Source organism: Dysgonomonas sp. HGC4, from assembly GCF_001261715.1.
Classification (GTDB): domain Bacteria; phylum Bacteroidota; class Bacteroidia; order Bacteroidales; family Dysgonomonadaceae; genus Dysgonomonas_A.
Genome location: NZ_CVRU01000148.1, coordinates 3,751 through 16,309, shown reverse-complemented (window position 1 = coordinate 16,309; position 12,559 = coordinate 3,751). Strand labels below are relative to the sequence as shown.

Here is a 12,559-nt window from a genome sequence, read left to right as displayed (position 1 = left end):
TGGCTAAGAGTTGTGGTTTAATTATTGAAAACAATAAATAGGTCTGAGACCTGAATTGAAACGAATACCGTAATCGGATAAACATATGTCAGATAGTAAGCAGTGCCCATTTTGTAGCAGACCTATAAGAGAGGATGAAAATATTTGTGAAGAGTGTAAAGATCACATGGATCATCAGTACACTACTGATTTTTTAGATGGAAATTTACCTACGCAGTCAGACAGCGAACCCAAAGCTGAGTCTGAAGAGGTGGTAGAGCCATCAATAGAGATAGAGAATGAAGCAGAAGAAATAATTGTTCCTGTATCAGAAAGAACAACTAAGAAACGTTCTAAAATATCTAAAGGTGTTCTCTTTTTAATTTTCGGATCTATCCTTCTTATTATTATAGGAGTTATAGGTGCTTTAAATATTGCTCATACCCGCGATTCGGATGAGCGTCAGGAAATGTTCTGGATGAAGTGTGTTGAAGAGAATACACCATTATCATATTCTAAATATTTGGTGAGATATCCCGAGGGTAACTTTGCCGAAGAGGCCGAGAAACGAATAAGAGCATCGCGTGAAGCCGAAGTGCAAGCATGGGAAAAACTACGAAAATCGTCAGATATAAATGTGTTTTATGCATATCTGAGCGAGAATCCTAAAACACCACATTTGGATCAGATCCGTATAATTATGGATTCGCTAAGCTGGAATACTACGTTGAAAGATAATACAGCGGATGCTTATAAGGCTTATCTTGAAAATATTGATCTAGGTAATATTACAGGTTCTCATAAAAATGAAGCAAAAGAGAAATACGACTATCTGTCTCAGGTTGTAGTATTGAGCGGAGCATCACTCGAAAGTCTAAAGCTCGATTTAGGCGATTTCTTTAAAAAACTATCGGAGAATAAGCCGAAAGATTTACTTAAGAAGTTTGCACCTAAAGCATTCTATTATACAGCCGAAATGAGTAGTACCGAGATTGTAGCTACAATAACAAAAGAATACTCGGATAAAAAGATAAAGAAGGTAACTTATACTCTTCAACCTGAATCTATATTGGCTAAGCAAGATAATGCTGGCGTTGTTTTCGTTGAATTGTCTGTGGGAAAAGAAATTGTTTACGACATAAAAAAGAAGAAAAACGACAATTTAAAACAAAACCTGCTACTTGAGTTCAATAGTGATAAGTTAGTACAATCAATAAAAGTAAAAGGTTCTAAATAATATCACTTTGTGTTTAGTTTACTGTTTATAGAACTATAGTATAAACAGGCTTCTGCCTGCTTCCATCCTAAAAATGGCTTCAAATTTTGCTTGTCTCGTTAATGGTTGGTTAAACAATTAAAAGGAAAAATCAAAGATTTTCATAGTTAATTTATGTTTACGGAAATATAAAAAGTGTAAATTTGGTTCGTTTGAGAAAATAACCTCCAAGTATATAGTATGCATCCAGATAATTATTCCGTTCTTTCGTACTAGAAGCAAAAAGTTTATTTTGTTCTTTCTCTTCATTACTTTTCTTAATGTAAACTATTAAGTCTTCTATTGTTGAAATTAGACCTTATTCTACTTCTTGTTTTTAAAATCACTTAATTAAATTATATTGTTATGAACATTTATGTTGGAAATCTTAGCTACGAAGTTAAGGAATCAGATCTACAAGCATTAATGGCCGATTTCGGTCCAGTTGTTTCTGCTAAATTAATTATCGATAGAGCTTCAAATAGATCAAAAGGATTTGGATTTGTTGAAATGGAAAACGAAGCAGATGCAAAAAACGCTATCCAAACACTTAATGGAAAAGAGCATTTAGGTCGCCCTATGGTGGTTAAAGAAGCTATTCCAAAAGTATAATTTGCTTCGCCTTAACGGCTATTTAAAAAATTTAAAGAAGCTTTGGATTAACCAATACAGACAAATTCTGGGCATCTAGATTTGTCTGTTTTTATATTATATATGAAATCATTTTATATAGGAAACTTAGAAATTAAACTTCCAGTTATTCAGGGAGGTATGGGAGTTGGTGTGTCTCTATCGGGGTTAGCATCAGCAGTAGCTAACGAAGGCGGCATTGGGGTTATCTCATGTGCTGGTTTGGGACTTATGTACCGACAACCTGCTTCAAACTATTTGAGCGATTGTATTTGGGGATTAAAAGAAGAAATCAGAAAAGCAAAAGAAAAAACAAAAGGAGTAGTAGGTATCAATATAATGGTAGCTCTTACTAATTTTGCAGACATGGTACGCACATCTATTGCCGAAAAAGCGGATGTGATTTTTGCGGGAGCAGGTCTTCCTCTTGATCTACCGTCTTATCTTAAATCTGATAGCATCACTAAACTGGTGCCTATCGTATCCTCTTCGCGTGCAGCAAAAATAATTTGCGATAAATGGTTTACTAACTATAACTATTTACCGGATGCTATTGTAGTTGAAGGACCTAAAGCCGGAGGGCACTTAGGGTTTAAAACTACACAACTTGAGGACGAGAAATATTCGTTAGAACAAATCGTTCCCGAAGTTGTAGAAGTTGCAATGTCTTACAAAGAGCATAAAAATATACCTGTAATTGCTGCCGGAGGAATTCATTCGGGACAAGATATGTATCGTTTTATTGAAATGGGAGCATCAGGAGTACAAATGGGTACTATTTTTGTGACCACAGACGAGTGCGATGCATCACTTACCTTTAAGAATGTATTTATAGATTCTAAAGTGGAAGATATTAAAATAATTAATAGCCCCGTAGGTATGCCCGGAAGAGCAATCGATGGAATATTTATCAAGAAAGTGGAAAGCGGATCGGAAGTACCCAAAAGCTGTCCATACCATTGTATAAAAACCTGCGATTACTCTAAAAGTCCCTATTGTATTATTTTAGCGCTTTACAATGCTGCTAAAGGAAATATGAATAAAGGATATGCTTTTGCCGGAGTAAATGCCCATTTGGCAAACAAGATAATCAGTGTAAAAGAAACGATTGCTTTGCTTAAAGCTGAGTTTTTACTTGCTAAACAAGCTGTTTTGTAAGTGATTTAGAATTGCACTTGAGATAAAAAAGGAGAGGGAGCGAATAATAATATTCACTCCCTCTTTCTCGTATAAAACACTAACACTAGAAAACATAAACTATAAAGAAAAAGGTGAGTTTACTTTTGAATGAAAAACTCGTAATGATGTGGAACACTCTTTTTTTTGCTGTGAGAGGCGAACGAATCTCTTTAGCTGTTGTTCCGATTTTCTGAGATACTTACCTCCTTTCATAAGAAAATTAAGTACATACAGTTCGCTCTTTTTTTGTCTCAGTTATTTACCCTCTTTTACTTTGACTTCTTTAATCCCTTTTTCTATCTATTAAACATTGGATCAGTAAGATTAGTTTTAAAAAACGCTTTTTTTTCTAATTGATTTTTTTGATTTATTAATTGATTTTTTTGTATAACTATATGCTCTAAAATAGAAAAAGCGGGGAAAGTCTTTTCCTCGCTTATCTTTAACAATTATAAAATGGTTCAATGAGTTCTATTCTTTTTCAACAAACTTTTTCTTAGGGGTAACTTTAACTAATTTGAAAAGCTTGTCCGATGGACGAATTTTATCAGTAAGCTTTATTGAGAACTTTTCGCCCTTCACAGTTTCTTCTACCGAATTAAGATCTACACGTATTTCATCCACTATTTGAGTAACTGCACCTGTTGTAGGGCCGGTGATCAGAATTTCGTCTCCAACCTTCAATGATTGAGTTTCCATCAAGAATTCGGCAACACCAATATTCGAAAAATACTTAAGTCCTTTACCTATATATATCTTTCTTTTGGTTGCTTCCGATCCATAGTTCATCGACCATTCACCTAAACGTTGTCCCAAATAATAGCCGTCCCAGAATCCTCTGTTGAATACTGTTGCCAAACGTGTATCCCAATCAGCAATCTTCTCTTCTGAGAATGTGCCTTCGCAATGTGCCTTAACTGCTTCTTTGTAGCATTCAACAACTGTGCGTACATATTCTGCACCGCGCGCGCGTCCTTCTATTTTAAAGACACGTACACCTGCATCCATCATCTTGTTCATGAAGTGGATTGTCTTTAGGTCTTTGGGCGACATTATGTATTCGTTGTCTATCTCAAATTCCATATCACTTTCCTTGTCTTTCACAATGTAGCCTCTGCGACACATCTGATTACAAGCACCTCTGTTGGCTGAAAGATCTTTTTCGTGTAGGCTCAAATAACATTTACCCGAAACAGCCATACATAAAGCTCCATGGCTGAACATTTCTATTCGGATAAGTTCGCCGCTTGGTCCTTTTATATCTTGTTCTATTATATCATTATAAATATCAGCAACCTGATCGAGTGTAAGCTCTCGTGCCAATACTACTACATCTGCAAATTGTCCGTAGAATTTTAATGCTTCCGAATTTGTTATATTAAGCTGCGTCGAAAGGTGAACTTCTACGCCTATGCTGCGTGCATACATCATAACCGATACATCGGATGCTATAATTGCCGACAGATTAGCTGCTTTGGCTGCATCTACAATTTTATGCATGAGGCTAATGTCATTATCATAGATAATGGTGTTGACGGTCAGATAACTTTTCATGTTATTCTCCTGACATATCTTAACGATGTTTTTTAAATCGTCCAGCGTGAAATTGTTAGACGATTTGGCGCGCATATTTAAACCTTCGATACCGAAATAAATAGAATCGGCTCCACCTTGTATTGCCGCAGCCAGTGAGTCGTATGACCCAACGGGTGCCATGATTTCGAAATCAGCAATATTTTTCATTCAGAAATGCTATTATTAAGTAGTGTAAATAAAATAGGTCGTTGACCTTAAATCGGATGCAAAGATATAAATAAAAAAAGAGTCGCCCGATTACTCGTTCGACTCTTTACAATATTATATGGAGTGATCGTCCTATCTATTCCCAAGTTTGGGTTTATGTTTTACTTTAAATTTAATCTTTTTGGATATAATGTCGGAAAGAACAATCAGCGAAACGGCTATTACAATGAGCAGGATTCCCAATGCCAAATTTTTGGTGAATACTTCCTTGAATGCGAAGATTCCTACACAAACAGCAGTTACGGGTTCCATAGCTCCAAGTACTGCGGTAGCGGTAGAGCCAATGTACTGAACGGAATATACCATAGCAATGTTTGATACTACGGTTGCTAATAGTGCTAGCATGAGCAGATCGACTAGGCTTATTGTATCGGGAAACGCTTCTACTCCCCCCGATAAGGATGCTTTTACGAGAAAGAATAATGAACTGAAAATCATTGCATAAAGAGTAAGCTTATATCCAGACATGTTTCTTACGCTCGATTTATTGACTATCACAATATATATGGCATAAAAGAGTGCCGAAAGGAGTAATAGCCCGACTCCAAATAGATTCAACGAAGTACCATTTTCTCCTTTATATAATAGCGACACTCCCAGAAATGCAATGATGATAGCCAGTTGCGACACCTTTGGTATTTTTTCTTTAAAGAGAATAGCCATTAGCAAGGCTACAAATACGGGATAGAGAAAAAGTATGGTGGCAGCAGTGCCTACTGCTATAAATTGATATCCCCAGAATAAGAACTGTGCAGACATAGCAAAGAGTATCCCCAGAGAAACAAGGGGGAGTAATTCTTTCTTGGTGATTGCAAAAGATTCTTTTTTGACCAAGATCAGCAAGGCAATCAGTAAAGATGTGCAGGTGAAGCGGTAGAATAATACCGAATCGTAAAGCATTCCTTTCTTTAGTATCGGAATGGCAAATAGGGGAATCAGACCATATGTTGCTGATGATAAACAACCCCAAAAATAACCTTTAACTCTCATTTCTTTTTATAGCCGCTTGATAAATTACTATCAAATAAATACACTATTTGATATGCGGTGCAAATTTAGAATTTCTTTCAGATTTCGATCATAAAAATCAGTAATATTTATGAGTGTATTCAAAATTAAAAAGTAGCGGCGAATTTTAGCACAAAAAAAGAGTTGATTCAGAAATACGAATCAACTCTTTTACTCTAATTGTGAGTAGTTTATTTTATTACCCTTTCTTGAGGAAACAAGTTTTGAGAACAATACTTGAACCATCGATTTTGCAATCTACCTCTTCAGGATTTTCTGTCAATCTGATGCTTTTTACTTTTGTGCCTCTTTTAATAACCATCGATGAGCCTCTTACTTTAAGGTCTTTTATAACCGTTACAGCATCGCCGTCTATAAGTTCTGCTCCATTGCTATCTCGTGGTGTGTCGTCTGCTTCTACATCATTGCCATCGGTAGACCATTCGTTACTGCAATCAGGACAGATGTATACTGTTCCGTCGAAATACGTATTTTCCATGTCACACTGTGGACAATTAGGTGCTTCTGCCATTCTTTTAAAGTTTTATTAATGAGTTAATGAACTGCAAATATACGGCAAAATGAGATATGAGGCAAATCTTAGTTATTTCAACAAATTGAAGTTATCGATATAATCTATCGTTAATAGATTATTTTTCTATTTCATAATATTTGTCTTGATTTAATTGTTAAAGCTGTTTCTTTTTGTGGGTTTTAACATTTTAAAAGTGCTTTGTAATTAAAAAAGCGAAAAACAATAGATGTTGTCTATTAAGGTAGGCGACTTATCCTTTGTGCGAATAGAATATATGCATATATTTGTAGTATAAAATCGCGTATGCGGCAATGATGACAACAATATTTAAAAAGTAGACTAACTGGCAACATGTAAAATTAAACAGCCTACTGGTATCCCATTGTGCTAAAAGTATTAGATGTATAATTGTTTTTTATTCAAGTAAGTTTGAATATATTAACATGCTACGCTCTTCTCTTTTATGCCTGAACTATCTTTTGTTAAAATAATTGTACACTATTCGACCTTCTTATTGTCGTTTAGCTAATGTATTCTTATACCCCTATTGACATTGAGATCAATAGAAACTAGTCTTGAGGTTTAATCCCGTCAATTGTTTTTATCGCAATTGCTAGTCAATATATTACAATAACTGTATAGGAAAACTATTTTTTTGATGATAAATTTATTCTTATGTACTGGTATAGTTGTGTTTAATCACATTAGAGTAAACATTACTTACCTAAAAGCTTTATTTGATTTTCGGGCATCTATCGTAGTTGCTGCTACTTCCGACGATGTTATGGCTTCCCGTCTTGCATTGACTCAACTGGCATCAAAAGACAACAGATGCTTGGTCGCCTCATCGGGTACTTTGGTTTATTAAACAAAGCCTAATATAATTTCCTGTGATTTTGAATATTAGAAACAACCTTTAAAAATAAATATAAAGAAAATTGTTTATGAAGAAAGTATTATTACTACTATCGCTGTCGATTTCTTTGTGTATGCAAGCGCAGGTAACCGTGGGGGTAGGAGAGGCTGCAAACCAGAGTGCCTTATTGGAGTTAAGAGAAAATACGGATGGAACATCCAACAGAGGCTTACTGCTGCCTCGTGTTAAATTGTCATCCTTAAGCCTTTCGTCTCCATTACCCGGACACGTAAATGGTATGACAGTTTTTAATATTGATGGAACGAATGTTCCTCAGGGATTCTATTACAATGATGGTACACGTTGGATACAGATGGTACCTCAAAACAGCATTTTCTTTTATGCTCCGTCTATTGTATTGCCCACTTCAGTGGACGATCCATCTTATAACAAGGATACCCAGGTATTTACTGTTTTTATTTATAATGTCTATAAGAGCCAGTTTGGTATGGGCGATCCTCTTAGCTCAGCCAAAAGTCCTTCGGCAGGAGCTTTACCGATTCTAAAAAGTAATGAACTTGATTATTTTGTGACTTACTACGATAATGCCGTTTTCTCCGAATTGAAAATAACCAATGACGGTATACTTAGCTATAAGATGAAATCGGGGTTTGTTATTACAGCAAAAACATTCGTAAATATTGTTTTTAAAGTACGATAATAGCTGCTTTGTATTTTAAAACAACAACTAACTAAGGATTATGAACAAATGTATTGTAGTTGCTACAATTAATATAGTTGAGAGAACGGCCCCGGTTGTTCCTGCCGAACCGGCGGTTGAGATATGCAGATTACCCGTTAACACGCTGGCTGATGTTGTTATCAACGGCGAAAGCCTTAAGTTCTATGCAACAGCGGTGTCGCCTGCAGTACTACCTTTAACTACTGTTTTGGTAAATGGAGCGGGTTATTACGTTACGCAAACTAAGGATAATTGCGAAAGTGCGCGTGTATATTTTACCGTGAAACTTAGGAATTGTATAAATGTTTATGTGAATCCCAATCTAAGGATGAGAGTTCCATTTTGAATAATATATAATAGTTTTATACTGGGTAACGCGTCTTTTAATGGAATTTTTCATGTTAACACTCTACGCTCATCTATAGATCAATAAAAAAGATATTTGTCATTTAAAGCAAATTTCAAATTCTAGATAAATACAAATAATATGTATATCTTTGTTGTGTTAAAATAGCTTTTATAGGAAGAACGACGACAACATCTAAAAAAAGTGGACTAACCGGCAACAATTAAAATAAGATTGACTATTGGTATTCTCTTATGTTAAAAGCATAAAGAGCTTAATTGATTCTATCCAAATGAATTTGGGTATATTATGATATTATGCTTCTTTGTTTCATGCCCGATTTTTTACACTGATATTAACAATCGTATTTTGTGCGAGGTTATGTCTGTTATCCGCTAATGCACTCTTAATCTTTTATTTGATTGCACAATCAATAGAAGTTAGTCTTCAACGTTTTTCTCTTATTGGCTTTTTACACTAATCTTTAACAAGGATATATAAGAGAACACTATGAGGAAATTATTTTTATCGCTAAGCTTATTCTTATGTGCAGGTGTAGCTGTGTTTGGCCAAGTTGGAGTAAACACCGTTGACCCAAAAGTATCGCTCGATGTTCAGGCCTTTAACACTGACGCTACTACCGCCGAAGGTTTTATGGCTCCTCGTCTAACATTAACTCAACTGGCTTCTAAAGATGGAAAATATCTGGCTGCTCAAACGGGTACTATCGTTTACGTAACAGATGTAACGGGAACAACTACTGCTAAAACAGTAAAAGTTACTCAGGCTGGTTACTATTATTTTGATGGTACTATCTGGCGATCGGTAGGGTCGGGTGCAGGCTTACAGTTTTTTTATATGCCTCCCTTTAATTTGCCTATAACCGCTGTAGCCAATAATGTAACTTTCGATTTGTATGCCGAGTATAAGAAGCAATTTACTAAAACAGGCAATTCTACTTATATAAGCAGTAATGCAGCTCTGGCTACTATACCCAATTTATATACTGCCGATAAACTCGATTTTGTAGTAACCTATTATGATAACACAGTTGTTAAAGTGAATAGTATATCGGCTGCCGGAGTACTTAATTACAATGTTCTGAAAACCGAAATTGATGCCGGATCATTTATTACTATCATATTGGTCGTAAAGGATTGAGGTTATGAATGAAGTGATGAGAAAAATATTTTCGTTGAGTGTCTTATTTATGCTCTGTTTAGGTGCAACAGCACAGAAGGAGATTTATAACTGGCATTTTGGTAGCAATTGTGGTATTACTTGGAATGAAACTCGCGATCTCTTAGCTACGGGCTTGTTTGGTGCGAGTGATGTGGTGCTGACGGGGTTACCTACTAATTTAGTAGGTTCTAAAATATCAGCGAGCGAAGGATGTTTCAGTATATCAGATACCGAAGGCAATTTGTTGTTCTATTCGGATGGAAGAACTGTCTGGAACAAACAAGACGTGCAGATGCCCCTAGGTAGTGGTTTGTTGGGTGACGCCTCTTCAGCCCAAGCGGGTATTGTATTACCATATCCCGGTAGTACAACTAAATATATAGTAGCCACAGTAGGCCAACAGGGTGCAGATAATGCTGCATACTCTGTTGTGGATATGACAGTAAATCCCTTAGGTGAAGTGATGGCTGCATATAAGAATATCAGATTTCAAGGATCAATGGGCATAACGAGTGAGACTATAACATCTATCCGCCATTCCAATAGGCGCGATTATTGGGTGATTGCTCCGGGCGTAGGTAGTCCGGCTTATATGAATGCTTGGTTAATGACTGATGCCGGTGCGGCTGCTCAACCGGTAATATCAGAAGTGCCAGGAGCTGTTACTTCTCTATCCGCAGGAGGTTATCTGAAAATTACCCCTGATGGTAAAACTTTTGTTTGGGGTAGTAATACCAGTGCAAAACTTGTATTCGGAGACTTTAATAATACAACAGGAGAATGTACTAATATTAGAATGATCTCGATGGCTAATCCCTACGGAGTTGAATTCTCTGAGTCTATGAAATATTTATACATTGGTACGGTTACGGGTTTAGCTGTTTTCGATTTTAGAGCTTTACTTGCGGCTGCCGATCCTTCTAAAGTTCTACCCAAAACTTATGTGATTGGAGGATCGAGTGTGCGTGCTGTACAATTAGGACCCGATGGCAGGATGTATATTCCTGCTCGCAGCACTAAATCTCTTACTGTAATTGATAATCCCGAAGAGGGAGACAATTTAAGAATATATCAGCTTCCTGCCGATTTTTTAACAGGAACTGCTCAGTTTGGTTTACCTTCTTTTGCTGCCTCGTGGTTTAAAGTAGCAATCGATGGAAATAAAACACCTTGTATTGATGGTGAAACCGATTATTCAACTGAGATTAATTATTCGATAGCCGATTCGAGGTACGATAATTTAAGATATTTTGAGTGGAGCTGGGGAGACGGTTCTGCTACCGAAAAAGATTATAATGTTTCGGTAGGAGCAAATCAGCATCGTACACATATATACAGATCGGGTGGAGCAAAAACACTTACTGTAACTCCTTATGTTGAGAACTCACCGGGTGTATTCACTCCTTTGATTAATGCAAGCAGTATAGTGATAAATCCTCGACCTTGTTTCTTACCAGTGAATCCGCATTTACATTCGAATTTTAAGAAATAAATAGTTCAGAATAAATTTTAAAGAAAGAGGATATTTATATCCTCTTTCTTTGTTTTGTGATTTCTGAAATGTTAAGTAAGAATTACTTGGTAATACTCTTTGTTAGTGTTAATCTAATATTAGAGTAGATAATTGCCTGTTTTTACAATAAGATTTGTTTCTGGAATATTTATACAGTTTATGACTAGCGATATGATATAGATGAATAATTATTCTGTTTTATCTGATTAAATTGTATATTAATTCAATTTTAAGCTCTGATTATTAGTTGATTAAGGGAGTTTTTCTTCTTAATTTATTAAAAATAAAATGTTACTTTTTTAATATAGCATGGGGTATTTTGTGTAATCGCAAATAACTTCATATATTTGTCTCTTGGAATGGCTTTTATAGCTAATAATGACAACAGTAATAACAATAACATCAAATAAGAGGGTAGAAGCTCACGAGTAATAGTTAATACACTAACTGCTACATCTGCTTTATTATGTTAACAACATAATGATTCAACTAATTTTGTCCGCACCTAACAGTCTGCAAAAAAAATAAAATTGAATTAACAGTATACTCTTGTGTTTTTTTTAACGTGTCTATTTTACATATTTAGACATTGTAATGAAAATGATTTTTATGGTTACTTCTCTTGAATTAAGAATTTTAGAATATGGATTCTCTTAACTGTTAATCTGTTTTTATCTCCTTAGTAGAGTACTGTTTTAATATACTGAAATTAAAATCACTAGAAATAAACATTTTACACTTCAAATTTATTACTAACTATTTATGAAGAAAATATTATTGTTATTGTTGGTATTGATACCTTTATGCACTTATGCGCAGGTGACGATTGGTACCGGAGAAGTTGCAGATAAGAGCGCTTTGTTAGAATTAAGAGAAAATGCAGATGGTACATCGAGTAAAGGGTTACTATTTCCTCGTGTTAAACTAACGTCTCTTACTCTTTCCGCTCCATTAGCTACACACGTGAATGGGATGACCGTTTATAATATCGACGGAACAAATATTCCTCAGGGTTTATATTATAATGATGGTACGCGTTGGATACGTATGGTACCTCAAAACAGCGTATTCTTTTATGCTCCATCTATTGTGTTACCTACTTCGGTCGATGATCCTGCTTACAACAAAGCTACTCAGGTTTTTACCGTTAATATGTATGATATCTACAAAAGTCAGTTTGGGATGAGCGATGCAGCTAGTTCTACAAAAAGTCCTTTGGCAGGATCTTTACCAGTTCTTAAGAGCGCTGAGCTTGATTATTTTGTGACCTATTATGACAATAAGGTCTTCACTAATCTGGCAATATCCAATACAGGTATACTTACTTATAAAATTGTTGCAGGATCAGCCATTACTGCAAATACATTTATAAACATAATTTTCAAAGTACGATAAATAGCTATTCTGTGTTTTTCAATAACACCATAAAATAAAATTATGAACAAATTTTTGCTGGTTTTTATTTTTTGTGTTCTGACATCCTTTTCTGTATTTGCAGCCGATTACTATTGGGTAGGCGGTGGCGGTAACT

12 protein-coding genes are annotated in these 12,559 nt (G+C 35.5%); 9 read left to right on the top strand and 3 right to left on the bottom strand.

Going from position 1 to position 12,559, the window contains the following annotated elements; translation table 11 throughout:
- The first annotated feature begins 85 nt into the window (after nucleotides 1-85).
- The 3 genes from HGC4_RS13990 (at nucleotide 86) to HGC4_RS13980 (ending at nucleotide 3,022) form a co-directional block, all read left to right on the top strand.
- Nucleotides 86-1,216 carry a hypothetical protein gene (locus tag HGC4_RS13990; protein ID WP_050710758.1) on the top strand — a complete coding sequence of 377 codons (1,131 nt, stop codon included), beginning with the start codon at nucleotides 86-88 and terminating at the stop codon, nucleotides 1,214-1,216.
- Nucleotides 1,217-1,600: 384 nt separating this feature from the next.
- Nucleotides 1,601-1,846, top strand: coding sequence for an RNA recognition motif domain-containing protein (locus HGC4_RS13985; protein WP_050710757.1), 246 nt, complete (start codon nucleotides 1,601-1,603; stop codon nucleotides 1,844-1,846).
- A gap of 102 nt (nucleotides 1,847-1,948) precedes the next feature.
- The gene (locus tag HGC4_RS13980) at nucleotides 1,949-3,022 is read left to right on the top strand and encodes an NAD(P)H-dependent flavin oxidoreductase (RefSeq protein ID WP_050710756.1); all 1,074 of its coding nucleotides are present in this window, start codon (nucleotides 1,949-1,951) and stop codon (nucleotides 3,020-3,022) included.
- A 492-nt stretch (nucleotides 3,023-3,514) separates the two neighbouring features.
- Here the strand turns inward: HGC4_RS13980 and HGC4_RS13975 are convergent, their stop codons facing one another.
- The 3 genes from HGC4_RS13975 to HGC4_RS13965 form a co-directional block, all read right to left on the bottom strand.
- The gene (locus HGC4_RS13975; protein ID WP_050710755.1) at nucleotides 3,515-4,786 is read right to left on the bottom strand and encodes a peptidase U32 family protein; all 1,272 of its coding nucleotides are present in this window, start codon (nucleotides 4,784-4,786) and stop codon (nucleotides 3,515-3,517) included.
- 132 nt (nucleotides 4,787-4,918) lie between these two features.
- Complete coding sequence (locus HGC4_RS13970; RefSeq protein WP_050710754.1) at nucleotides 4,919-5,836, bottom strand: DMT family transporter; 918 nt, start codon at nucleotides 5,834-5,836, stop codon at nucleotides 4,919-4,921.
- Nucleotides 5,837-6,053: 217 nt separating this feature from the next.
- Nucleotides 6,054-6,386, bottom strand: coding sequence for a zinc ribbon domain-containing protein YjdM (locus HGC4_RS13965; RefSeq protein ID WP_050710753.1), 333 nt, complete (start codon nucleotides 6,384-6,386; stop codon nucleotides 6,054-6,056).
- A gap of 661 nt (nucleotides 6,387-7,047) precedes the next feature.
- On the opposite strand from HGC4_RS13965, the gene HGC4_RS13960 reads away from it, so the two are divergent.
- From HGC4_RS13960 to HGC4_RS13935, 6 genes are all read left to right on the top strand, one after another.
- A complete protein-coding gene (locus HGC4_RS13960) occupies nucleotides 7,048-7,257 on the top strand; it encodes a hypothetical protein (RefSeq protein ID WP_050710752.1) in 210 nt (69 codons plus the stop codon).
- A gap of 76 nt (nucleotides 7,258-7,333) precedes the next feature.
- Nucleotides 7,334-7,966, top strand: coding sequence for a hypothetical protein (locus tag HGC4_RS13955; RefSeq protein ID WP_050710751.1), 633 nt, complete (start codon nucleotides 7,334-7,336; stop codon nucleotides 7,964-7,966).
- A gap of 40 nt (nucleotides 7,967-8,006) precedes the next feature.
- A complete protein-coding gene (locus HGC4_RS13950; protein ID WP_050710750.1) occupies nucleotides 8,007-8,333 on the top strand; it encodes a hypothetical protein in 327 nt (108 codons plus the stop codon).
- Between the two features lie 510 nt (nucleotides 8,334-8,843).
- Nucleotides 8,844-9,494, top strand: coding sequence for a hypothetical protein (locus HGC4_RS13945; protein ID WP_050710749.1), 651 nt, complete (start codon nucleotides 8,844-8,846; stop codon nucleotides 9,492-9,494).
- A gap of 4 nt (nucleotides 9,495-9,498) precedes the next feature.
- Nucleotides 9,499-11,007 carry a hypothetical protein gene (locus tag HGC4_RS13940; RefSeq protein WP_185099978.1) on the top strand — a complete coding sequence of 503 codons (1,509 nt, stop codon included), beginning with the start codon at nucleotides 9,499-9,501 and terminating at the stop codon, nucleotides 11,005-11,007.
- Between the two features lie 783 nt (nucleotides 11,008-11,790).
- Nucleotides 11,791-12,423, top strand: a complete 633-nt coding sequence (locus tag HGC4_RS13935; protein WP_050710747.1) for a hypothetical protein — start codon at nucleotides 11,791-11,793, stop codon at nucleotides 12,421-12,423.
- Nucleotides 12,424-12,559 lie beyond the last annotated feature (136 nt).

Bases quoted from the DNA above. Each gene is read 5' to 3' on its own strand.
- HGC4_RS13990 (WP_050710758.1), top strand. From the start codon at position 86: ATGTCAGATAGTAAGCAGTGCCCATTTTGTAGCAGACCTATAAGAGAG.
- HGC4_RS13985 (WP_050710757.1), top strand. From the start codon at position 1,601: ATGAACATTTATGTTGGAAATCTTAGCTACGAAGTTAAGGAATCAGAT.
- HGC4_RS13980 (WP_050710756.1), top strand. From the start codon at position 1,949: ATGAAATCATTTTATATAGGAAACTTAGAAATTAAACTTCCAGTTATT.
- HGC4_RS13975 (WP_050710755.1), bottom strand. From the start codon at position 4,786: ATGAAAAATATTGCTGATTTCGAAATCATGGCACCCGTTGGGTCATAC.
- HGC4_RS13970 (WP_050710754.1), bottom strand. From the start codon at position 5,836: ATGAGAGTTAAAGGTTATTTTTGGGGTTGTTTATCATCAGCAACATAT.
- HGC4_RS13965 (WP_050710753.1), bottom strand. From the start codon at position 6,386: ATGGCAGAAGCACCTAATTGTCCACAGTGTGACATGGAAAATACGTAT.
- HGC4_RS13960 (WP_050710752.1), top strand. From the start codon at position 7,048: ATGATAAATTTATTCTTATGTACTGGTATAGTTGTGTTTAATCACATT.
- HGC4_RS13955 (WP_050710751.1), top strand. From the start codon at position 7,334: ATGAAGAAAGTATTATTACTACTATCGCTGTCGATTTCTTTGTGTATG.
- HGC4_RS13950 (WP_050710750.1), top strand. From the start codon at position 8,007: ATGAACAAATGTATTGTAGTTGCTACAATTAATATAGTTGAGAGAACG.
- HGC4_RS13945 (WP_050710749.1), top strand. From the start codon at position 8,844: ATGAGGAAATTATTTTTATCGCTAAGCTTATTCTTATGTGCAGGTGTA.
- HGC4_RS13940 (WP_185099978.1), top strand. From the start codon at position 9,499: ATGAATGAAGTGATGAGAAAAATATTTTCGTTGAGTGTCTTATTTATG.
- HGC4_RS13935 (WP_050710747.1), top strand. From the start codon at position 11,791: ATGAAGAAAATATTATTGTTATTGTTGGTATTGATACCTTTATGCACT.